The sequence below is a fragment of the Ructibacterium gallinarum genome (assembly GCF_014982785.1).
GTDB classification, from domain to species: Bacteria; Bacillota; Clostridia; order Monoglobales; family Monoglobaceae; genus Ructibacterium; species Ructibacterium gallinarum.
In genome coordinates, this window is sequence record NZ_JADCKB010000005.1 from 88,704 (window position 1) to 114,047 (window position 25,344).

The following is a 25,344-nucleotide window of genomic DNA, read 5'->3' on the forward strand; positions in this document are numbered from 1 at the left end:
CTAAAAAGAATGAGCATCATATCGGGAAAGGAGTTTTGCTATGAGCCGATTAGAATCGATCAGAGCTATGATTTCCAACACCCCGCTGCTGGAGATTGATCTGACTTACCGCGGGAAACCAATGAAAATCTACGCAAAAGCGGAATATTATAATTTAACTGGAAGCATCAAAGACCGTGTCGCCTTTTATATTCTGAACAAAGCCGAAAAAAGTGGCCTGTTAAAACCGGGCGACATTATTGCCGAAGCCACCAGCGGCAATACCGGTATTGCCTTCTGCGCTGCCGGCACCTACCTAAAGCACAAGGTAATTATTTATATGCCGGACTGGATGAGCCAGGAACGCATTCGCCTGATGGAAAGCTTTGGCGCTGAGGTTCGGCTGGTATCCAAAGAAGAAGGGGGCTTTTTGGGTTCCATCGCCATGACTGAAGAACTGGCCAAACAAGGTGGGGTATTTTTACCTGGGCAATTTTCCAATATCGAAAATATCAATGCACATATCGACGATACCGGTGCAGAAATTCTGCGTCAGCTTAGCGCTATCGGGAAACAGCCCGGCGGCGTAGTTGCAGGCGTTGGCACGGGCGGTACAATCATGGGACTTGCACGGGCATTCCGCGCCGCAAACCCCAAAACACTGGCATTTCCGTTAGAACCTGCCAATTCCCCCACGCTATCCACCGGCTATAAAACCGGCAATCACAAAATTCAGGGGATTTCAGATGAGTTTATCCCCTCAATTGTGGATTTAAATGAACTCAATGATGTGGTTTCTGTAGATGATGTGGATTCTATCATTATGGCACAGCGTCTGAGCCGGGAACTGGGTATTGGTGTTGGCATTTCTTCCGGTGCCAACTTTATTGGCGCGGTGAGCAAAGCCGGCCTACTGCCGGAGGACAGCGTTATGGTAACCGTCTTTGCTGACGATAACAAAAAATATTTATCTACCGATTATAACAAAACATGGGAACCAAAAGAAAATTATATTTCTTCTGAGATTGTTTTAAAAGGCTACCGGGCGTTCCGGTAAATATTTAGAGCTATGCACATTATTGCGCATAGCTCGTTTTTTATATTTCTTTCTTGAAAAAATGCAAACAACATCAAAAAAACGCGTATTCTCTGAAAGAAGAAATTGAATATTTTACAAAATTTAGCAGTAGAATTTGTGCATATTTTTTTTGAGAAAAAATGGACAATATAAAGGATATATGATAAAATAAACTTGTCTATATTAGATAAAATGCAGCGTAACTGTGGGAAAAATTTTGATATTTTACACAGAAATGCAGGCAGGAGGGGTACAGAAGATGAAAAACCGGAGAAACACACCAAAGCCCTATCAAACCTATATTGACGAACCGCCTATGTATTTATTTAATCAAGGCGTAAATTATGAAAGTTACCGTATGCTGGGTGCCCACAAAATGCAATCTTCTGATGGAGAAAATGGATATTTGTTTGCCGTATGGGCGCCTAACGCTAAATCCGTATCTGTAGTCTGTGACGGCAATGGCTGGGACAGAAATTTGGGACGGATGCATAAACACAACGCTTCTGGAATCTGGGAACGATTCCTTCCCGGTATTACCGAAGGCCAAAATTATAAATTCAGTATTGAAACACACCGCGGCGACCTTTTAATGAAAGCAGATCCTTTCGCGTTTTATTCTGAGGTTCGCCCCGCCAACGCCTCTGTTACAACCGATCTTTCCTATACCTGGAAAGATCAGACATGGATGGATGCGCGTATTCATACCCCACTGTACGACAAGCCCGTCAATATTTATGAAATGCATTTTGGCTCTTTTAAAACCCGTGATGACGGCAGTTTTTACAGCTATACAGAAATGATTGATATTCTAATCCCTTATTTGAAAAAAATGGGATATACCCATGTAGAACTGATGCCCATATGCGAATATCCTTTTGATGGTTCCTGGGGCTACCAGGTAACCGGATATTACTCTGCAAACAGCCGTTATGGCAAACCAACGGAATTAAAGGCATTGATTGACGCGCTTCATCAAAACGGGATTGGCGTTATTATGGATTGGGTTCCGGCGCATTTCCCCCGGGACGCTTATGGACTGGCACAGTTTGACGGTACTGCTTTGTTTGAACATCCTGACAGCCGGCGCGGTGAACACAAAGAATGGGGCACACTGGTCTTTGACTGGACCAAAACGGAGATTTTCTCTTTTTTAATTTCTAACGCACTGTTTTGGCTCGGCGAATATCATATGGATGGTCTCAGAGTCGATGCCGTATCCAGCATGCTTTATCTTGATTACAATCGACGTGATGGGGAATGGCTGCCAAACCGTTACGGCGGAAAAGAAAACCTGGAAGCCATTGATTTTCTTCAAAAACTGAACACCGCTGTTTTTGAGCGGTTCCCTAATGTTATGATGATAGCAGAAGAATCTACCGCATGGGGCGGGGTGACGAAACCGGTACATGAAGGCGGCTTGGGTTTTAATTTTAAATGGAATATGGGCTGGATGCATGACGTTTTAGATTATATGCAGTGCGACCCTCTTTTCCGGAAGGGAAATCATAACAAGCTGACATTTCCCATGATGTACGCATTTGCCGAAAACTATATTCTGGCGCTTTCCCATGATGAAGTTGTACACGGCAAACGTTCTCTGATTGATAAAATGTGGGGCACTTACGAAGAAAAATTTGCAGAGTTAAAGCTGCTATATTCTTTCATGTACGCCCATCCCGGGAAAAAACTGCTTTTTATGGGTGGAGAATTCGGACAATTTGTGGAATGGCGCTTTGCTGGGCAGCTTGACTGGATGCTGGATCAATATGAATCTCACGCAAAGCTTCATAAATTCTGTGCGAATTTAAACCATTTTTACCGCTCACATCCGTGTCTATTCGAAATCGAACGTGAAACCGGAGATTGGAAAGGCTTCCGTTGGCTCAATGCAGAAGATCGGGACAATAGTGTCCTCTCCTTTATCCGCAGCAACGCAGATGAAACAGAAAAAATTGCGGTTATTTTAAATTTTACTCCGGTGGAACGGGTAAAATACAAAGTAGGGGTTCCAGAATACGGTGAATATGAAGTGGTTCTCAATACCAATGCAAAAAGCTATGGCGGGGATGGGAAAGGCACGCGCCGGGTCAAAGCGCGCACCAAGCCATTAAATGGCTATCCTTACTCCATTGAACTGACACTGCCGCCTTTGACAGCATATTATCTGCATCTAACCAAACTCCCGGTTCCTGCAGCGAAAAAAAACACCGCTCGGGGGAAAAAAACCTCCAGTACAAACAGCAATAAATAGTGAATAGATAGACAACCAAAGGCGTACTGCATACAAAATGCACCGCCAGTGCGTGCATCCGGCTCACGATGCCCGCGCCAATGACATAGCTTGTGAGCGGAAAGGCAAATGGTGATTGATATGAAATCAAAAGAATGTGTAGCCATGATCCTGGCAGGGGGACAGGGAAGCCGTCTGGGGATCCTTACCAAACAGGTAGCCAAGCCGGCTGTTCCTTTCGGCGGGAAATACAGAATCATTGATTTTCCTCTAAGCAACTGCACGCATTCCGGTATTGATACAGTAGGTGTTCTGACCCAATACCAGCCGCTGGAACTGAACACTTATATTGCCAGCGGGCAATCCTGGGATCTGGATCGTTCCAACGGCGGAATTTATGTCCTGCCGCCCTATACCTCTGCAGACAAAGGGGAATGGTATAAAGGGACAGCAAACGCAATCTATCAAAATTTAAGCTTTATTGCCCAATTTCATCCAAAGTATGTCGTCATACTTTCCGGCGACCATATTTATAAAATGGACTATAATAAAATGGTGAGACAACACAAAAAAGCCAATGCAGATGCTACTATTGCAGTGATTGAAGTTCCTTGGGATGAAGCTTCCAGGTTTGGAATTATGAACACGGACGAGGACATGAACATTATTGAATTTGAAGAAAAGCCTGCAAATCCTAAAAATAACTTGGCCTCTATGGGAGTTTACTGCTTTAGTTGGGAAGTTTTGAAAAAATACCTTACCGAAGATGAAAATAATCCGGAATCCTCCAATGATTTTGGGAAAAACATTATTCCTGCCATGCTAAAAGATGGCCTAAAAATGGTAGCACACCGTTTTGACGGCTATTGGAAAGACGTAGGTACCATTCAAAGCCTTTGGGAAGCCAACATGGAACTTTTGGATGATAACCCAGGCTGTAAATTGGATGATGACGACTGGCGGATTTACAGCAAGAACCCAATTAAGCCCCCTCATTATGTTTCGCCTGACGCAAAACTGAAAAATTGCTATATTACAGAAGGTTGTGAAATTTACGGGGAAATAGAACATTCCGTCATCTTTGAAGGTGTCACCATTGAAGAGGACGCGAAAATTGAAGATTCCATTATTATGCCTGGTGCCGTTATCCATAAAAACGCCTATGTTTATAAAGCCATTGTCGGCACAGGAGCCGAAGTTGGCGAAGGCGCAGTGATTGGTTCCATGGAAAACACCGCCAACAACCAGTGGCATAACAGCAAAATATGCAGCGAGGATATTACCCTTCTTGGGCCAGATATTCAAATTGGTGATGGCGTCAAAATTGCCGTAAATTCTATGGTAACAGCCGATGTGCTGAATTAGTTAAGGATTTTAGAAAGAGGTGTATGCACGATGAAAAACGATATGCTTGGTCTGATTTTTGCAGAAAATCCGGAAGCAGGCATGGGCGAGCTGACCAGCCGCCGTGCTCTTGCTGCCGTACCTTTCGGCGGGCGTTACCGTATTATTGATTTTATTCTTTCCAGTATGGTCAACTCGGCAATTATTAACGTGGGAATTACCACTCCATATAACTATCAATCATTAACTGACCATTTAGGAACAGGAAAAGATTGGGATATGGATCGAAAAAACAACGGATTGTTTATTCTTCCTCCCAAGGACTCAGGAGAACAACTCTCTGGTGAACCCTCCGGCGGGATTGACATTATTTACGGCGTCAACCATTATTTGAGCAAAAGCCGTCAGGAATATGCTGTAGTGGCAGACTGCAATACTATTTGCAACATGGATTTTTCAGAGGTACTGAAATTTCATATTGAACATCAAGCAGATATTACGCTGATCTATCACAAAATTGCTTCTATGCCGTCCCATGCATTAAAACGACAAATTCTTCTTGATGTAGATGACGAAGACCGGGTACAGGATATGCATGTATACCCAGCCAAACAAAAAACCAATGATTCCTATATGCACATGTTTGTTATAAGGAAGGATATGCTGATGGATCTTGTCGACGATGCCGTTGCACACGGAAAACATTCTATTTCTAAAGATATTTTTCTTTGGAATATCCATCGACTTAAAATATGTGCATACGAATATACCGGATGTCAGCTCAAAATCGATGACGTAAAATCTTTTTTTGATGCTAATCTAAAGCTTTTGACCCGTTCCGTTCGGGAAGAATTATTTGGTCTTAAAACAGATATGCCGATCTATACCAAAGTAAAGGATACCGTTCCCACAAAATACGGAAAAAACGCCGAAGTATCCAATTCCATTATTGCAGACGGCTGTGTCATTGAAGGCACCGTGAAAAACTGTATATTATTCCGCGGCGTTCATATCGGACGCGGCGCCTCTGTAGAAAATTGTATTATTATGCAAAATTCTGAAATACTTGAAAACTGCATGATGGCGAATGTTATTTTTGACAAGGAAGTGGTCCTACGAAGCGGCAAAAAACTGATTGGACAAGATACGTATCCCATGGTCATAGGGAAAGGAACTGTCATTTAATCGTTTCATTCACTCTATACCAGCAGCTTTTGAAATTAGAAGCTACTGCTTAAACCGCTGCAGAATTTCTTCTCAGCGTTATCATCTATAGGAAAGGTGTGATCATTATGCGTAAAATTTTAATGTGTTCTTCCGAAGTTAGCCCCTTTGCCAAAACCGGTGGTCTGGGCGATGTTGTCGGTGCGCTTCCGCAGGCGCTTTCCAAACTAGGCCATGATGTCCGCGTCATTTTGCCCAAATACGGCTGCATCCCAGAAGAATACCGTCAGCAGATGGAATTTCAATTTTTCATCTATGTCCCGCTGGGCTGGCGCAGAAAATACTGCGGGGTATTTGAATTGAAAAAGGATGGTGTCACCTACTATTTTATTGACAACGAATACTATTTTGGGGATCCTTATTTGTATAAATGGAACGACTTGGAAAGATTTGCTTTTTTTGATAAGGCCTGCCTGGAAATTTTACGCCATTTGGACTTTAAACCGGACATTCTGCATTGCCATGACTGGCAAACCGGTATGATTCCTGTTCTGCTTAACGCTTATTTTGTCCGCGACAGCTTTTATCAAGGAATCAAAACGGTTTTTACCATTCATAATCTTAGATATCAGGGAATTTATTCCATGGATATTGTAGCAGATTTCTTCTCACTGGATCAATCTTTCTTTACGGAGGATAAACTGGAGTTTCACGGCTGTGCCAATTTACTCAAAGGCGGTATTGTATATTCCGATTATGTAACCACAGTCAGTCCCACCTATGCCGAAGAAATTAAAACACCCCTTGGCGGTGAAAAACTGGACGGCCTGCTTTTTGCCCGTTCTCAATCTTTGTTTGGCATAATCAACGGTATTGATTATAATGAATATAATCCAAAAACTGATTCACATATTTACGAGAATTATGATCTGCGCAACTTGTTCAGCAAAAAAAAGCTGAATAAAATAAAACTTCAGGAACATCTTGGGCTTCCCATAGACGGCGAAAAAGCCATGATTGGTATTGTTTCAAGGCTGGTAGACCAAAAAGGCTTTGATATCATTGCAGAAGCCATGGGTGAGTTAATGAGTATGGATATTCAGCTTGTTGTTCTGGGAACCGGCGAAGCAAGATATGAAGAAATGTTCCGGCAAAACGCTTGGTATCATCCCGAAAAACTGTCTGCAAACATTATGTTCAGCAACGATCTGGCACATAAAATCTATGCTGCAGCCGACCTGTTCCTCATGCCGTCCATGTTTGAACCCTGCGGCTTAAGCCAGATGATTGCCATGGCTTATGGTACAGTTCCCGTCGTACGGGAAACCGGCGGATTGAAAGACAGTGTACAGCCATTTAATGAATTTACCGGAGAAGGAAATGGATTCAGTTTTTATCCTTACAGCGCACACGATATGATGTTTACTCTGAGGATGGCTCTTAATTTCTTTGCAGATAAAAATATTTGGAATCCGCTTATGAAACGAGCCATGAAAACAGACTTCTCCTGGGAATCCTCCGCTAAACAATACAGTGCTATGTATGATTCCTTGCTTGGATAATTGAATTATCCGGTGACTGCATCAAATCTAAAAAATGAAGAAAAAGTCATGACCATTGGTTAATTCATTGGTCATGACTTTGTTATTATCAAAAACGGACAGGACATTCCTCGCAAGCTTTGACATCAGCCATAATATTTTCCCATGGCACCTCTGGTTCCAATAAATGTGTGGGGGCACGGAAAAATCCATACTCTCTGGCAATTTCACATTCTATACCTTTGACCAATAAAGTTAAGCGTTTGTAGATATAACTTGTTATAAGTTCTTATATCTAGGAGGAATCCCGTATTTTGTGTAAAAAAGCGATTTCCATCTTCGCGCCACACTCACACAACGATTCGATGCCGTTCATAAGCTTCGGTTCCAGCATAGTATAAAAACGTTTTGCCGGGTTCTGCAGATTAACAGAAGTACTTACTATAAGCATTTCTCCGCCATCCCTGCCCCGTGTAGAGGAGCATCAGCACATTGCTTCTTTGCTCCTCTACCATAAGCGGCTTGGCGCATATAAAACAGCTATTGCCCTGCAGCATAACTCAAACATTTACACTAGCAGTTCCAGCAACATCACTAAGCCTCGTATAGGTCAGTGATGTTGCTAATATCAAGGCCGACGGAAAATGGTATTATCTTTGTATTGTAATGGATCTGTTTTCCAGAAAAGTTATCGCATGGCATATTTCTGCAAAACCGGATGTAGAATTGGTTATTTCCACATTTAAAAAGGCTTATGGAAAAAGGTATGCCCCTTATGGACTTATGTTTCATTCCAACCGTAAAGCTCAATACACCGCTTTTGCCTTCCGGCAGCTTCTGGATGCCCTTGATGTTGTGCAATCTATTTCAACAAAAGGTTCTCTAATTGATCCATTCATTGCCCGTTTTTTTATCTATATAACTACAACTTTGTCTGTCATAGCAGAATATAAATTGTTACTAGTCAACTAAACTCTTGCACTATTCAATTAACTGATTTCTTGAAAATATATGCTCTCCTGCATCAAATGCAATTTCCTTATTGTACACCAGAAGCTTTCCGTTTAAATTGGAATTTATTTTTATCTGTTTTTTGTCCCAAAACACTTCAATATTTTTGTGTCTTCCTTTTGCAAACGAAAGACCTTTTAAAAAGCACGGTTTTACAGTAATGGATTTAGCCCCTTTTTCTATATGTATTCCTGCTATATGCTTGTACAGCCACATATCAATTTCACTGTACATATGGTGATTACAGGAAAATTTCATATCCCATGTTTCGCACAAGGTAGTCATGCCGTTATTAATCCAGTAAGCATAACTTGGATATTCGGAATTGACCACCATTTTATATATTGTATCAGCATATCCGTATTCAGATAATGCTGTGAAAATATATTTCATGCCGAGAATTCCACAATCTATGTGATATCCCTTTATGCTTAAGATGTCTGATAGATACTTTGCGGCAATAGGTTTTTCGTCATCAGTATATAAATCTTGATATATTGCACAGGCTATTGCACAGGTATTATTGCCGAGATAAAAATCTTTATGGATAAAACTATGCCGAAAAGCAGCTTTTATTTCATTAGCACGTCTTTGGTAGAACGAGCTATCTTTGCCGAGCAATTTCGCACAGCTTGCCATTATTTTGTTATCCATATAGAAATATGCGGTATCAGTTATAACGGTCGGGCATATTTCCACTCCCTTTGGGGCGCACCAATCGCCAAGGCCAAAACATACAAGATTATTTTCGGACATGCTCTCCATAAAGTCCATATACAGCACCATACTATCCCAGAACTCTTCAATTGCACTTATATCGCTTGTGTAATAATAAATATAGTATGGCAAATATATATATGCACTATCCCATGCAGGCCCTGATCCCCAGTTATATCCCCAACCGCTTGTAGGTGCAATACAACAAATCTGGCCGCTTGGTCTTTGCGTATCCTTAATATCATATAGCCATTTTTTATATGATGAAACTACATCATAATTCATAAGTGTTTGCTCTGCAGAAATAAGAGCATCACCTGTCCAGGCATTCTGTTCACGCTGGGGACAATCTGTGGGTAACCCTACAAAATTAGAAAGGGTAGCCCTTTGTGATGCAGCATGAATTTTGTTAAGCATTTCGTCGCTGCATATAAATTCACCGATAACATCAAAATCTGTATGAATCATTTCACCAATAAGTTCAAACTGTTCAGGTGCACCTATGGCTTCGACATATCTAAAGCCATGATAAGCAAAGCTCGGTGCCCAGCTTTCTTCTCCTTCGCCCCTCATTATATATTTGTCAAAATGAGTGTCGCTACCAACAATCGTGTTGAGTTGTTCAGGGGCGATTGTGCCGTCGTCATGTAAAACTTCGCTATATCTCAGAGAAATTTCGGTTCCGCGTTTGCCCACTGCCCTTATTCTTGCCCAGCCACTTATATTTTCTCCAATATCATAGACATTGTTACCTATATATTTTGCTTTTAACTGTTTTATTACCCTGATAGGCGGAATGTTTCTCTCCTTTAAAATTCCGCCCGGACTCCTGCATATAAACGCAAAGTCCCAACTGCTGTCATCAAACAGCGGTAAATTCCAATCCTTATTATAAAGGCGTGCATCGAATACTTCACCACGCTTAGTTTCATTGTAAATAATAGCACTGTCAGCGGTTTTCCATGAGGTGTCAGATAGAATTTGCTCTCTTGTTGCATCTGTATATTCGATGTCAAGCTGAAATATCAGTTTCGGATGATGCAGCCATGTTGGCTTATTGTAATCCCAGCGCCAGTAGGTTACAAAATAACATCCGTTTCCGAGTATGCAGGCAACCGTATTTTTCCCTGTTTTAAGTAAGTCTGTTACATCATATGTATTATAAATAACACGGCTGTCATATTTTGTAAACGGCGTTGTTAAAACTTCATTGGATACGTTTTTCCCATTGACATAACTGAGAGCGAGACCGAGTCCGCATATGTGCATTTTTGCTGATTTTACAGTTCTTTTTATATCGAAGGATTTGCGAAACAGAGGAGCTGGTTTTATCTCTTTTATATCCTCACGGGCAATCCATCTAGCATTTTCAAACACTATGATATACCTCCTAATCAACAGTCACTGTTCTATCTAACCTAGCTTTATAATAAACTCTATTTTAATCAATTCCTTGCAGACTCCTTGACCTCACCCGTTATTTTATTACCGTTATAATCAACATTGCAGTCCAGGCTGTCAAGTATTGCCTCTTCTATCATATCAACGCTTAACTGTTCTGCCGGCTTATGGAGTTCCAGTATCTCAATTGTATTTTCCTTTTGTAGCAGTTCCCCCGGCACGTATAGTGTAAGCTGCGGGCCTATACTCCAATACCGTCCTAAATTGAATCCGTTTATCCAGACATTTCCCTTTGTCCATTTTTCCATATCCACAAAGCTATCGATCCCTGGTTCTGCCTGAAAGGTTCCTTTAAAAAAAGCTGGCTTTTCATCCCGTATATACTCTGATGTGGGCAGATATTGTAATTTGGACAAATCATTCATCGGCAGTGTGTATATGTCAAAGCCCGTCTGTTGTTTGTAATTATGGATATCTTCTGTTTCATCATGCAGGTAGACGCCGATTTTCACAAATTCCCTTATTCCTTTTCGATCTTCAGCCATACGATAGCCATAGCATATCCTGCCCATATTTTCAACAAAAATATCGAGTTTCATCCCTTCCTCCGGCACATAGAAGGTGATCAGCTCGCTTTCAACATCACGCATGTATGTTCCCAGATATCGGCCGTTTCCATATATGGATGCGCGGTCGGCAAGGCCATATAATCTGATATTTCTTTTACAATCATCCGTGTGCGAAATATACGTAGAATACAAAATAAATCCATAATCCTGCCCCATATTTTCCATCGTCTGTGTACTGCCGCAGTGTTTATGCGTCCGGCACAACGCCTCCAGATTTTCAAATACTGATGCATATTCCGTTAAGGCGATGTTGCCGACTTGCTGTGTCCTGTATTCATATTTTGTTTCTTCATATTCCTTACCCAGCTTTTCACATAATACCTTTTTCAGTTCATAGTATTTTCTTGTTGGTATTCCGTTTTCGCTGACCGGTGCATCCACATCATAGCTCGTGGCATATGGAATATACCTGTTGGGCGAATTAGGTGAATCGCTTCTGTATCTGCCCTCCGTTGCGCCGTTCATAAATCCGAAGTTTGTGCCGCCACAAAACATATAAAAGTTCGCATAGGCATTCCGGTTTAAGAGATGCCTGTATCTTTCAGCGACCTCATCAGCAGGCTCACGCATAAACTGTCCGCCGACTTGCTGTCCTTTTCCACCCCAGAATTCTGAGATAAAAATTGGCTTATCCGGCTGATACTGTTCAATATTTTCTTTTGCAATATCCGTAAGGTCCCCAACATCCAAGGCGGTCATAATATCTTTTGGAGAACCGGTCTTCATTTTATACTCTTCAAACCCATCTGCGCAGTAAAACGGAACATCTATGCCGTTTTCAATATATAAATCCCGTATTTTTTCTATATACGTATACTCTGTCCCATAGGAGCCATATTCATTTTCGATTGCCATTGCAATGATAGGGCCACCATTAGTTGACAGATACGGAACTATTTTGGGAAACAAAACCTGATAGTAGTCTCGAACATGCCGCATGAATTTCTCATCAGTTGTACGGACTTTGCTGTCATACTCCTTTAAAAGCCAATACGGCAGTCCGCCGAAATCCCATTCGCCGCACATATAGACCGAGGGCCGCAGTAATATTTTGAGTCCAAATGCAACACACGTTTTGAAAAAAGCTTCAATATCCAGGCGCCCTTCAAAACAAAAATGACCCTTTTCCGGTTCATGCATATTCCATGGAACATAGGTCTGCACACAGGTCAGGCCAAAATCTTTCATCAGCTGTAAGCGTCTTTTCCATGCGTCTTGATTGTAGTACCTGAAGTAATGCATATCGCCTGAAGCAATATAAAACTTTTTTCCATCCAGTTTAAAGCCATCTTTATTAATTTCTAAATACAAAACTATCGTCCCTTTCTCTAATTAAGGTTATCCTCCAACGTTTTTTACCAAAGTACTTCCACTTCGTCCGGCGCTTTTATTTTACTGAATATCTTACCTTTTTTATCACAGCAATGTTCTATCTCTATACTGCCATACGGAGTTGGGTAAGCCCCCTTCAACCATTTCAAATCGCACATTTGCGGTGTGATTTTTACTTTTTTACATCCGCTTTCAAGGATCTTAACACCCATAATGCAGTGGCTCAAAAACGGCGTCGGGCCGCTCGCCCAGCCGTGGCATAAGCTGTGCCTAAACTGGGTGTAGCAGAACTTTCCAAAGTCACCGTGGATATCATCTTTCCCTTCAACCGGCAGTTCATCTATTCGGAAAGCATTTTTCGTCCATGCAAGATCAAAGTCTTCCCAAAAGCTGGTGGCTCCCATTTTCAGCATACCTCCCCAATACCCGCGGATTATACTTAAGGCATCCTTATGTTTCCCTGCTTTGCCCATTGCCAGCAGCGTATAATATCCGAGAAATGTTGATAAACCATGTAGTAAATCTTTTGATAAAATTTCATCATATACTTTCTCACTGTCAGCAATCCCAGAAAGAGAGGCCAACGCCGCAATCTGCTTGTTCTTTGCATACGGATAAGTTCTGTTCGTTAAGCTGGCAATTGTATATTCACATTTGAGCGCCATCGCTTCGTCACTATACAGTTTAAAAATATTCTTTGCCGCCTGAAACCCTAAAATGAATATTGCCATAACCCCCGCATCCGCACATTCTGTCAGATGTGAGCTCCAATCAACAAACCGGTCAAAGTCTCTGGTGATTTTATATGCTGCAATCCATTTGGCGGCATTGTTAATTAAGTCTGTTATGTACTGCCTTTGTTCATTCAGATATTCCAGGTTTCCGTTTTGCATATACCAATCATATTGTATGATCAGCCACCACATGCTGTATGTCGGAATATTATTCATCCATTGATCTGCGGGTGTTCCATCTCTCACAAAGTCCAGGCTTTGGTACACGCTTTCATGTTCTCCATAAACGCTGCAGATCGTTGAAACTTCAGGATGCATATCACCGATCCATACCAGCCGGTCTCTCTTTATTCCATCAAATATGTAATTCTGCATATTCAGATGCACCGTATATGCGCCGGTCTGCCATACTCTGTTTAAAAGCGGATCATCGCATGCAAAACTGCCCACCATCTGTGCGGTATCATGGATATAGACTGCATGTATTTTCTGGAATTGTACCGTAACGTCATTTATTACATCAATTTTTATAAATCGAAAACCGGTTTCTCCGTATTCGGCCGCTCCCATTGCAGCCGCGATAAACATAATATCTCTTGCGGTATGGTTATTTCCCGCATTTTTTTCTCCTAACTCCGCCATAGACTCACTGACCGATTCGCCGAACCGGATACGTAGTGCGGCTGTTTTCGACCGGCCCTCAATATAGTGGGTGATCAGTCTAACTGAGCCATTAAGCTCCCTGCCAAAATCCAGTATAACTGAAGACCCCTTTTTCATCAGACAATACGACATGTTTGCAAACACCGGCTGTACCGGAGCATTGCCGAGCAGTATTTCTGCGTTTTCAACATCTTCAGTCTTATATATGATTTTGACCGGATCTATATATTCTCTTTGCCTTTTATCAATACCAGAACCCTTTGACATCATTCACCTCTATGTGCCAAATGAGGAGTAAAATACGAAATATGACTCCTCATTTGAAATATGACTAATTATACAGATAAACTCCTCGATCGCCATCATACCAAGTTTGATGAATCAATCTTGTACACTCACTGCCAACGTCGTTATAGCCAAGTATGGCACTATAATCTACTAATTCAATTGTGTCTGTTTTTTTATCGTACATTGGACACATCTTTCCTTCTACGATAATCCGTTCACCTACGGGAGCGATCATATCCTTACTTATGGCAATTATTCCATCATAATTTTTCATTACATATCCAAACGAAAGATTGAGTACTGCGGCGTGTTTTACATCAACACCAGCCGTCGTCGTCATCCCTTCCACCAGCAACTTTCTGGTATCTGTTTCACACTCCCAGCCAATCGTTCCATTGCCGTCACTCTGGCCGTCAAACACCTTTTTTACCATATTTATTTTTCCATTATCATTTTGATAAATTACCAGCAAATCTCCTTTGCGACTATTTTGTAAATCTTTTGTATCTACATCCGAATCAAGGGTGTGTTCAACAAAGGAACCATTCGAATACCCAGAAAGTTTATATAATACTTCTCCCTCTTCATTAATGGTTTGAGCAACTTCCTCGAGCATTAATGCTGTTTCCGGCTCAGATAAATTGACATCTCTCTCTAGTATGATTGCATCAACATATCCGCTTTCGCTGCTTGCGTAATACGCATCTAAAGTTGCAGCAGTATCAGTACTTTCAGTAACGGCGCCTTTACGCGTATAATAATTTGTTTCATCTGTATTTCCGTCTTCTGGAATACAAAAAGTTGTTGTCTCTGTCCCACTGCACAACGCTACAAATCCATATCGGCCACTGTGATACCACCGGCTCTCCACAGTTTCAAACACTCTGGAGAGAGAATATTCAGGGTCTTCATCTGGCCCAACGTAAAGCGTATCAATGTCCTTTAGGTTTCCGTTGCTGTCTAGTTCATATTGAATTAGCTGTGAAAGAGATCCACTATTGATTAAGGCGTTTTCAACTGCTTGGACGGACGGATCTCTATATCTTATACTGTCAATGGTTAAATTATTTGCAACTGTGGCTGTAAAGATCTCATTGTCGGATGATAGGATTTTAAAAATAGGTTTTGCGTCAAAAGGATCATTATTTGAAACCATATCAATGATATATCCAAGAGTCATCCGCCTTGCATCAGCCTGAAAAACATATGCAATATTACCCAAATGGTCTATAATATAACTATAGTTTCCTCCGACTATCGTCTTGCTCTCAAACGCATCCTGATAACTCCGCTCTATCTTATAGGTTGTACCGTCAATTGTAACTTCACTATCGTTTTTGGAATCAAGGACACCTGTTACAATTTCAGAATTTATGATTATCTCTACAATTGTATTGTCAGCACTGGAAGCAACCGACAAGAGCGAATCTCTCAGCAAATCCGATGCCGTAACACTTTCTCCGCTGTTGTATATTAACAAGTTCTCTATCTGATCTAAATCTATCACATCGGATGGCTCTAATTCATTATAAATTTGATTAATGTTAATTGCATTAATATAAAAATTGCGATAATTTTTAACAAAAACATAATCGTACGCGCCATCACCGTTACCATCTTTGATTGTAATTGTGCCTTTATTAAGATTCTCAAAAAATTCTTTCACATTATCTGTCAACAGACTGCCATTATATACAATTAGATTATTCTGAAAATCCAAATTTCTAAGCCGGTCTGAAGACCAATAGTACAGCTTTGTCCCATCCAGGCGATCAAAATCATCAATATTGATAACCAGATCTTCTTTAGCGGTTTTTGCAGGATACATACAAACAAGCGTGTTGTATCGTGTTTGAGTATCTTGAAAGAAATATTCGACATAATTACCCAGATATTCCTCAGCATCTATACCTTCGGGCAGCTCATATATCTCTGTATCAATACGGACTTGATTAGCCTCCACCTGATCCGCAGAATCTACCGACCCGCCGTATGTCGTACGAACCATGCCTTTAGCATATACGATATCAAAAACGACTTCCAATAGCGTCTCGTCGCTTTCAACATATTGAGCACTTACCTGATCGCCGGATGTACCTATGCTTTGTAAACTGCAAACATGTGTCTTTAGAGTGTTAAAAATCATACAAAAGCCATCGCGATATGTTAAAAACATATCACCGAATTGATCCCATACTTCAAGCCTTGATGCAATTTGTCTGTACCCTGTTGGAAAGCCTCCACGGACACGGGCATCCGTGGTATATCCTAACGCAGAAATCACCATCTTTACCGCTTCATCCTGCGTTATGGGGTCGTTTGGCCTGAAATATTTATCATCACTTTCGGAAATAATTTTGTTTTCCACGAGTCCGTTTATGTAGGCAAAAGCATAATCATCTGCTGAGACATCAATGAAATATCGAACCGTATCACTGCCGGATATTCCGCTCATTTTGGCGATATAGTATGCGAATTCTTCTCTGGAGATATGATTATCCAAAACATTCACATCTATACTTTCCACAATTTCCAACGCCGAAAGCAAATTTAGCTCATTACTTATATCCTGCACGCCTTCTGCCGTCTGGGCCAATACAGGCAAGGCTCCTATTATGAGCAATACTGCAAGTATGAAACTTACTACTTTTCTCATATTCGTACCCTCCTATTAAAGTTGTTGTGTTAAAGAATATATCATGTTTGCCGCCTCAGCCCGTGTTGCGTTTGTAATTGGCGCAAAATTATATTCGTCAATTCCGTTGATCACGCCAATGGCTTTTAGAGAATAAACAGCGTCTTTTGCATAGTCTGATATAATCCCGTCATCATCAAAAACAATTCCCTCAGAACCATTGTCAAATGTATAGCCTAATTTTTCCGCTAGCCTGAAAAGAACAGTAGCCATATCCTGCCTGGAAATAAAATCATTTTTACCGAAACGTCCGTCATCATAACCAACAATTACTCCAAAGCCATAAGCTTTTGCAATGTATTCATAAGACCAGTCATTCCGTGAGACATCGCTAAAACTAATCTCCGCAGCTTCCTCATCCGGAATAAACGCACCTACAGCAATTTTTATAAATTCTTCTCTTGTGATATTTTCGTTCGGCTCAAATCGGTTTTCTGATCTGCCGTTAATAATTTTTTGCTCAGCAAGGTTAACAATGGCCTCAATAGCCCATGGAACATTTCCAATATCATCAAAGATATTTTGAGGGATCGGCTGTGCAGAAATATTCTCATTGTGAGTAGCCTTATCTTCCGTCACGTATGTACCGCCCCAGCCAGAGTTTGAAGAACCAGTCCCAGACATGCCAGAACTGGATGAGGTTCCTCCTCCACCGTTGTTGTCCCGGTAGCCATCAAAAGTTGCTTTTAATTCTGCATAGCTTTCAAAACTTTTATTTGATACATAATTGTACCGTGCATCGCTGCCCGTTGCACCCGTTCCAATTTCCTCCGCAAAAGCCTTCATAACCTCTTTGGTATTCGCTAAACCATTTGGATCTGCCACAACCGAAAGCACAAATGCCTCAGTGAGCTTAGATTCAAATTCCGAAATATTACCGAAAGAGACTCCTGTAAGCCTTGATGTCATTGCCCTACCAATTGCCTCCGTTACATAGTCTTTGCCCAAGAACTCTCGAATAGGGCTAGTGTCGAGAGAAAATTGTATGGATTCATCCAACACACTCCCGCTTAAACGGTTATTTTTTAATTTTGCCATCCCCCCCGCAATCCTAAAAACCATTTTTGCTTCAGAGAGATTCGGATCGGTATCCTGCATATATGAGGTCACAACACTTGCAATATAGGGACAATATTCCTTTGCCACATCGTCAATCCAAAGCTCATACGGATGATTTTTGATAATGTCTTCTATATCAGCAATTCTATTCTCATGATAAGCTGTTTTTATTTGTTCAACATATATCTTTGCTGTTTCCGGATTCGTATACAAAAATTTTTCTGGCGTTATCGCCTTAGAGGATTCAGGATATATATATGCTGTATATATGCCAGATTCAGCTTCCTCATTGTCCAAGATAATTTCAATATAAAAATTTCCATTTTCGTTTGCTTCCGTCTGCTCCCAATACAGCAAACTATCTTGAAAAGCCTCTGGGGAAGCCTGCAAATCCGAAAACTTCTTGCCCGGCTTATACACCTCAATGGATATTTTTTCACCAACAGCGTATTGACTATCCGATACCACAAAGGTTCCATTGTCATCTGTCTGTATTTGTGCAAAACAATTCGTTGAGTATATCGTCAGTATCAATCCAAACAGTACTATAAATTTTTTCATACTTTCCTCCATTCTTACGCTGTTATTTTCAGCCTTGGGGTTAATGCTTCATCCCATAAATATGCTTTGACGGTGTCAGCATCTAAAATATCAATTTTCCCGGTATCTACACATCCGGAAAAATCATGTGCCACATGACAGATTGCTACATCAAGGAGTTTTTTCTCTTTATATGATGCAATAATGAGTAAAGCATCTACGCCAAGTGGTGACCCCAAGTCCAGTTTTGCATATTTTGTATTTGCGATATCCCCGTCAAAAATACTCACGTTTTCTATATTGGTAACAGCTGTAATATATATTGGCGATGTTGTAACCGAAAGGTCAAAGCTTTTATCGCTGCTGTACAACATCTCACAATTCCCGTATATATCATATACTTTAATACAATTTCCTGATGCTGTATAGGGTTTTTGAATTGTACCATCCGTTGTCCACATTACCGTAACTTCAGAACTATCAGGTCGTTCGAACACTCCCGTGTAAAAGGTGTTATCATCACTAATATCCAGTGAGGTTCTTTCCGCACCTTTTAACAGTGTATTAAAGTTTGTCAGCGCAAGATAGGCAGGCTTTGCTTCATATGGCAGTTCCTCGCCCGCCCACGCCTTTGTTAATCCGAAATTCGTTTCAAATGCACTTTCATTAATTTTGTTATTGAGGGTATGCCAGCACATTCCATCTAACTCCTCGTACAGCAACACCCCGGCGCGAACGCTATACTCTGCCTGCTGGACATCTGTAACATAAGGCGGTTCAATCCAGCCTTCTGAATACTCATCAGAAGTACTCCAGCCCATTTCTGTTGCAGTAATTTTCACTTCGGTAAGTCCAAAATCATCAAGGAGCTTCCGGACGCCGATGACTTGTTCCCTAAGTGTGCCATCTTCATCTTGAGCGGTCTGTCCGGTTTCCGGTGAACGGTTCACTCGTTTATACGGATGAATAGATACGCCGTCTATATAATCCGCAAGATTTAAGTGCTTGGTATCCCTGATATAGATCAGCACATTTTTTATCCATGTCTGCGCCTGATTACCGGCTCTGGCTGTTGCCATAACAAGCAGCTTGGCGTTTGGATTAGCTTTTTTTAATGCATCTTTTGCCGTAATAATGAGTTCTGCGTAAGTCGTTGGATCGTATCTCAAGTCCCAGTTAAGTTCATTAAACAACTCAAAAGTATCAACTGTTCCCATAAGCTCGGTGGCAAGATTTTGAACATAGTCTGAAAATTCACTGCGTTCGGCGGCATTGCTCGGTACACCTGTGCCATCGTTAAAAGTCCCGGACACAATAATAATTGGCTTTATACCATACTCGGAAGCATACTCCTTCCACACATTATACCTTTCCGGCAACATATATGTTCCGTCTGCCTGCTTGTACTGGTCATAAGATATGTAATCTCTGATAAGGCCAAATCCGCCATTATTCATCAGCGACATATTTGTTGCCGCATCGCCGTATCCATGTCCGAACATGGTGTGTATTCCCATCTTGGTATTTAACCCTGCCGATCCGTTTGCAACTGAAAATCTGGACGATGTTTTGATCATTTGTGAACTGTCCACTTTGTCAGTCAAGATAAGTTCCGCCGTAAACATCCCAAATTGTAAAACAGCTTCATTCATATCTATGGTGTGATATTCCGTTTTCATTTCATATGCCCTAAGGGATAAATCAAAATTTTCAGTATAAATAATACTACCGTTTGTATCCAGAACATTGAGTGCCGCAGCATAATTCCGTGCTGCATTTTCCCTGTTTACTGCACTCATATTGAACTTTACATGCTGTTCGTCAAAAAATATGTTGCCTGGCCGATCTGTTGTAAGGAAGACGTTTACACGCTCATCAACATAAGAAGGCCTTGCTTCTGTAAATACATCACCGTACGCAGCAGTTTCAAATACGGCATTTTGCAACAGTGTTTTCTGACCGCTGCTGGCCCCGGTAAATTGGAAAACAACATTATATAACGCTGTAAGGCCGGTGTTTAACCGCAAGGTTTTGTAATGTGCGCCGTCAAGATACACAGACAGGATTTTTCTGTCCATATCAATCCACATATCCACATGGTAACTCTCACCATTGATATAAGACGCAATGCCATCCGCCATGAACCAGCTGTTTAATTCTGTAATAACGCCAAATTCCCCGACATCCGTAAATCGCACTGTACCATATATGTCACTTCCGCTCCAAGGGTTGACATTGGCTTTGCCGCCAAGCCAAACGGTGAGATTAGCAGCATCACTGTTCACGACAACGTCAAAACCTGTATGTATAATTGTTGACGTCTTTGCGTCTGGGAATTCCATTGTATAGGTTCCGTCACCTAATACTTCTATTAAAGAATCTCCGCTAAGTTCGGCATTTCCCGCAAGTTTTGTCTTTAATGCGTTATTGGTATAATAAAAACTTTTAGTCACAGCTTCAGAACTTAAACCACCAACCACTATAGTATACATGCCATCTGCACGGTTCCCCATGCTAAAACATTCTGACCAATAACCTCTTGTTCCCGTTGTACACTGATCCAAGTATACAAGCTTGGCCATCGATCTATCCGTATCGTCTCCTTCATATACACTTACAGTAAAATTTTTGCCTGAAACCTTTTCTTCCGCCTGTCCGCTTACCGTTATCTGGTTATTCTGCATCTGAATATCAAGCTCAGCCGCAAATACTTTCGTAACGATTAAGCATACACAAAACAACAAAACTAACAAAATTTTCTTTTTCATTCGCTTCCCGACCCTTCAATGGTAACCTTGTCCGTCAGCGGAGAATGCAATTCTGCACCATTAAGTACCGTTAAGACCAAATCTGAACCCGGCGTATTTTCAGCAGTTACAAGCTGATTCACTGCATTTACTGTAAATATTTCTCCCGGATTTAAGCTTTTTTCTGTGAAGTGAAAACCCATTAATTTTTTTTTAATATATTCACCGCTAACCACCAAAATCGTTTTTGTTTCGGTTGTATTATTTGCTATCACACAACTTCCATAAACTGGACCTTCACATTTTTCTATAATTGGGTTGCCATTTTCATCTACGTACTGCAGTTCGAGTATCGCAAAGCCGCCCGCGGCTTCGTCCTGATAGATATAGGTATTATACGCAGCCAGCGTATCTCCATTAAAATTTTCAACGCCATTGACGCTTACATACAACATATTACCCGGTATAAGAATCTCTTTTGGATAAATTGTATATCTCATCTCATCGGCCGAATAAATCCCTTTTTCATACACAACCTCTGCTCCGTTGCAATATAGCTTAATCGTTTCATCTGTCAATGTCTCGGGATTGATCTCACCGCTGAAGCAAACATCTATTTTATAAACGACTGCGTTTATCTCTGCCAGAGGACCGTAGACGGCTCCATTTACCGCAGAAAACTCGACGGTTTCCACATATGGAACAGAAACATATTTTTCGTATAGAATATTGTCTATATAGATTGCTTCATTTCCAATTAGTGTTTCGGCAAGCTTATTATTTTGCACAACTGTCATGCTCCGAAAGCCGTTATACCCTGCAATTGCTACATCCTCTTTGATCTTTTCCCCATTGAGATAATAGCTGAAGATATCTTTTGCTTTATCATACTCAATTTTAAAACTTATCCATTCGCCGATTTCGTATGCCCCCATAAAAGTGGGTAAATCTTTTATGGCATCATAGTCTGCGCCACCTCCCGCTCCAATCCATCCGGATCCACCAAGCAGATATCCATTTTTGTTAAAAACAAATGAAATCGGATTGTTATTAGCATCTCCCATGAAATAAATATATCCGGTGCGGTTTGCATTTGGAATCATAAAATCAAAACTCAGGGCAGTGTAGTCATATTCCTCAAAAGGCAGCGGGACTTCGCTTATATCTGTCCCTGCTGTTGTCTTTGCCGCAAATGATATAACCGTTCCATGTTCTTCGCCGACATCCTTACGATATTGGTATTCGGTTTCTTCAAACGCGGGCGTCGTATCAGACGAATTACAATCATAATAAAAAACCTGTGAGGGCGTTTGTGCATCACCTGCTGTACGGAAATACAGCAATATATCTTCTGCCATTTCTCCGGACGCAGCACCTGTTGAGTCTTTTTTTATTTTGACTGCATATTGCGTATTGGGCGCAAGATCGCCCACGTAAGTAATCTCAGCAACAGCGTCATGCTGTACAATAGAATCCATCGCCACAGTATCTCCGGTCTCGGTGTTTAATATTTCAGCATCTATACTCGTCATACTCTCCGAAAATACTGCGCGCACCGTTTTGTTTTCCAAGTCTGTGTATCCGCAGGTTGCCTCAATAGCATTCTTGGAGGTATTAAAGCAAGCGATATTATCAAACTTTAAATACTCATCGCCGGTTGGGCTGTCATTATATCCCTCTCCTCCGCGCATTGTAATGTGCATGGTGTCAAACATTATTTCTCTTCTTGAAAAAGAACTGCCTTCTCCCCATTTTTGTCCGTCTTTATACCAAGCCGCCCTGCCGGTTGACATATCAAATATGATGTCTATATGAAACCACTGGTTTGCTTCATAATCAGTATACACATAATTTGATGTTAATGTCCCGTCCACTTCGCTTTTCGGCGTGGACCAGGCCGGCTCTTTCATATATCCAAACTTACCGTCCGCTGTAAAATAAAAAGCAGCAAAAGCTATGTCGTGATTATCAACGGTCTTGATAAACTGCGTAAAAGTCCACTGATTTGTCTGCCCTGCACAAACGTCAAACCCGATTGTAATACAATCCGTTTCAATAGGTGTATTTATACTAAATGTCTGCTGTGCATAGGACTCTTTCGTACCATCCCCATCGAAGTACATAACCCTGCCTTTTTGCTCATCCTCCACAATCTTCGCATATGCGCCGCTGACTTCATAGTCATTATCAAACCCATAATATGCAACAAGTCCGTTTCCTCTATTCTGTGCAATACCCGCAGAAAATACGGGTACTGTGAGAACGATTGCAGCTATCATGAAAATCGCTATCATTTGCTTTTTCATAAAGTCCTCCTTAAAATTATATGTCCATTATTTTGACAGATTGCTTGCACTTAAATCACATAGCGGTGTCAGTTGTCCGTCATCTAACCAAATAAATGCCTTGATGACCTCTGCATTGGTCGGAACCGTAAATGTCATTGCTTCAGCTGAATCATAGTCTAATTGATACGTTGTCCCATCTTCTACCGACACTTCTTTGCGTTGAACATCTATCATTTCTGACGCAGAAGTATATGCGGCCCAGATGATCATACAATCCATTGCCGTGCCGCTGCTGTTTGCAATAGTTGCTTTTACAGCAAGATCATTTTCTGCATTAAAGGTCGGTGCATCGCTTCCAGTATCAGCATTGACAATTTTCACACTTGTAGGAATATCATCGGCCAAATACCCAATTTTAAGATTGTCTATGTACATATAGCTATTAGTATCCATTAACGGATTAGGCGCTCTCAATCTCAATTTAAGTGCCTGAGAAAGATTATCATCTGTGTCATTAAAACTGGAGACAAAGCGGTTGTCTACATAAAACAGGATCCGTTTTTTTACATTATCAAATTCAAACTTTACGTTGTGCCAAGTATTGTCTGCAAAGTGTGCATTGCCAAAATTATCGCCCCAGCCATTTACGACATTTTCTGTACGTGTTCCACCCGTCAGCCATAGTACCATATCACTCCATCTTGTTGAGATTCCGCCGGCTCCGTAACTTCTTATCCATTCCGGAGGCTGCAAGACGGAATAGAAATATGTTGAACCATTCATGAACTCAAACGTCAAATCAAAACTATCTTTCTTATAAAGATCAAATTCTAAAAAACGTAGATTGTTTTGCTCATCAGGATATGCGGGTATCTCTATATCGGCAAACGCTGTCGTCTGTGCTCCGGAAGACTCTGCTGGAGCTGCCGAATACCACATCTGAACCACATTTCCCCGTCCGCTTTCTGTCGGATCTTCTACTACACTCGCGCGGTATTGATTCAATATCTGTGTTTTGTTCCCCTCGGTATCAACGGCGTCTGTAATACTGTATACGGCCTTTTTGACTGTTTTTTGTCCGGCAACGCTTACGGTACCGAGGTATAAGCTTATCTCAGATGTATGATTTCCATTACAGCCAAGTCTAAAATATTTGGGATACCCACATGTATATATAACTCCATCATCTGTATATGAAGTATAATCTGTCTCAACTATGCCAATTAAGTCATTATCCAGATAATAATTTGTTGTCCCATCCGCTTTGATATACTGAACTTTTATCGTGTGCCAAGTGTCACTGCTGAACGGCACACTAATAGCCGCTTCACTGTCATACGCTCCAGCAGATGTATCGTACGAAGCACCAACGCTGTTCCAAATTAAATTTTTATAAATAACAAGATTTCCATATGAATCCAGTTTTAAAAATCCTCTTGTGAGATTGCTTTTTGTCGCTCCATCCGCAGCAGTGCCATCCGAAAACAAGTCTATCCAAAAATCGTTAGAACCTGTTTCAGACGGCCGATACAGTTGTATAGATACTGTCTGCGTCGGCGCAGCGTCATTTGTTTCTAAAAATCTGTGTGTCATGTACGGATTATTTTGATTCGGTTCATATCGCACTTGAAAACATTCCTGGTCATCATTTAAGTTCACAGAAAAAATTTTTGAAAGCGTTGTCGCTCCAGATAAAGTTTTTACACTCTGATTGGTCGGTAAAGTCATATTTCCGGGAACAGTTTCGCATAACACTTCTTCCTTCTGCGAAAGCAGCGCCTGCGGCGTGATCGATTCTTCTGCCGAAACAGACAGATCGGCAAAGCAGAAAAGTATTACAGCAACACATAAAATCAGCAAAGATAAGTTTCTTTTTTTCATTTTTGTCATCCTTTCATTAT

General features: G+C 41.1%; 14 protein-coding genes and 1 pseudogene. 6 read left to right on the top strand and 9 right to left on the bottom strand.

The window, feature by feature from the left end; all coding sequences use genetic code 11:
- Positions 1–40 precede the first annotated feature (40 nt).
- The 5 genes from INF28_RS03680 to glgA all read left to right on the top strand — a co-directional run bounded on the left by INF28_RS03680 (position 41) and on the right by glgA (position 7,360).
- Positions 41–1,036, top strand: coding sequence for a PLP-dependent cysteine synthase family protein (locus tag INF28_RS03680; RefSeq protein ID WP_226392121.1), 996 nt, complete (start codon positions 41–43; stop codon positions 1,034–1,036).
- Between the two features lie 280 nt (positions 1,037–1,316).
- A complete protein-coding gene (gene glgB, locus INF28_RS03685) occupies positions 1,317–3,311 on the top strand; it encodes a 1,4-alpha-glucan branching protein GlgB (protein WP_226392122.1) in 1,995 nt (664 codons plus the stop codon).
- A gap of 120 nt (positions 3,312–3,431) precedes the next feature.
- Positions 3,432–4,655, top strand: coding sequence for a glucose-1-phosphate adenylyltransferase (locus INF28_RS03690; RefSeq protein WP_226392123.1), 1,224 nt, complete (start codon positions 3,432–3,434; stop codon positions 4,653–4,655).
- Between the two features lie 30 nt (positions 4,656–4,685).
- Complete coding sequence (glgD, locus tag INF28_RS03695) at positions 4,686–5,819, top strand: glucose-1-phosphate adenylyltransferase subunit GlgD (protein ID WP_226392124.1); 1,134 nt, start codon at positions 4,686–4,688, stop codon at positions 5,817–5,819.
- 107 nt (positions 5,820–5,926) lie between these two features.
- Positions 5,927–7,360, top strand: a complete 1,434-nt coding sequence (gene glgA / locus INF28_RS03700; protein ID WP_226392125.1) for a glycogen synthase GlgA — start codon at positions 5,927–5,929, stop codon at positions 7,358–7,360.
- A gap of 274 nt (positions 7,361–7,634) precedes the next feature.
- Here the strand turns inward: glgA and INF28_RS03705 are convergent, their stop codons facing one another.
- Positions 7,635–7,790 carry a hypothetical protein gene (locus INF28_RS03705; RefSeq protein ID WP_226392126.1) on the bottom strand — a complete coding sequence of 52 codons (156 nt, stop codon included), beginning with the start codon at positions 7,788–7,790 and terminating at the stop codon, positions 7,635–7,637.
- A gap of 173 nt (positions 7,791–7,963) precedes the next feature.
- On the opposite strand from INF28_RS03705, the pseudogene INF28_RS03710 reads away from it, so the two are divergent.
- A pseudogene (locus tag INF28_RS03710) lies at positions 7,964–8,311 on the top strand (transposase); the annotation flags it as partial.
- A 9-nt stretch (positions 8,312–8,320) separates the two neighbouring features.
- On the opposite strand, the gene INF28_RS03715 reads toward INF28_RS03710, so the two are convergent.
- The 8 genes from INF28_RS03715 to INF28_RS03750 form a co-directional block, all read right to left on the bottom strand.
- Positions 8,321–10,444 (bottom strand): family 78 glycoside hydrolase catalytic domain, encoded by a 2,124-nt coding sequence (locus INF28_RS03715; protein ID WP_226392127.1) that lies wholly within the window; start codon positions 10,442–10,444, stop codon positions 8,321–8,323.
- Positions 10,445–10,512: 68 nt separating this feature from the next.
- Positions 10,513–12,408, bottom strand: a complete 1,896-nt coding sequence (locus INF28_RS03720) for a beta-galactosidase (RefSeq protein WP_226392128.1) — start codon at positions 12,406–12,408, stop codon at positions 10,513–10,515.
- A gap of 44 nt (positions 12,409–12,452) precedes the next feature.
- On the bottom strand, positions 12,453–14,096 hold the full coding sequence (locus INF28_RS03725; protein WP_226392129.1) for an alpha-L-rhamnosidase-related protein: 1,644 nt from the start codon (positions 14,094–14,096) through the stop codon (positions 12,453–12,455).
- 61 nt (positions 14,097–14,157) lie between these two features.
- Positions 14,158–16,770 carry an S-layer homology domain-containing protein gene (locus INF28_RS03730; protein ID WP_226392130.1) on the bottom strand — a complete coding sequence of 871 codons (2,613 nt, stop codon included), beginning with the start codon at positions 16,768–16,770 and terminating at the stop codon, positions 14,158–14,160.
- A 15-nt stretch (positions 16,771–16,785) separates the two neighbouring features.
- The gene (locus INF28_RS03735) at positions 16,786–18,429 is read right to left on the bottom strand and encodes an S-layer homology domain-containing protein (protein ID WP_226392131.1); all 1,644 of its coding nucleotides are present in this window, start codon (positions 18,427–18,429) and stop codon (positions 16,786–16,788) included.
- 14 nt (positions 18,430–18,443) lie between these two features.
- Complete coding sequence (locus INF28_RS03740) at positions 18,444–21,176, bottom strand: glycoside hydrolase family protein (RefSeq protein WP_226392132.1); 2,733 nt, start codon at positions 21,174–21,176, stop codon at positions 18,444–18,446.
- A complete protein-coding gene (locus INF28_RS03745; protein WP_226392133.1) occupies positions 21,173–23,461 on the bottom strand; it encodes an Ig-like domain-containing protein in 2,289 nt (762 codons plus the stop codon). The genes INF28_RS03740 and INF28_RS03745 overlap by 4 nt, the downstream gene beginning before the upstream one ends.
- Positions 23,462–23,488: 27 nt before the next feature.
- Positions 23,489–25,324: a hypothetical protein gene (locus INF28_RS03750; protein ID WP_226392134.1), complete on the bottom strand. Its 1,836-nt coding sequence runs from the start codon at positions 25,322–25,324 to the stop codon at positions 23,489–23,491.
- Positions 25,325–25,344: the final 20 nt, after the last annotated feature.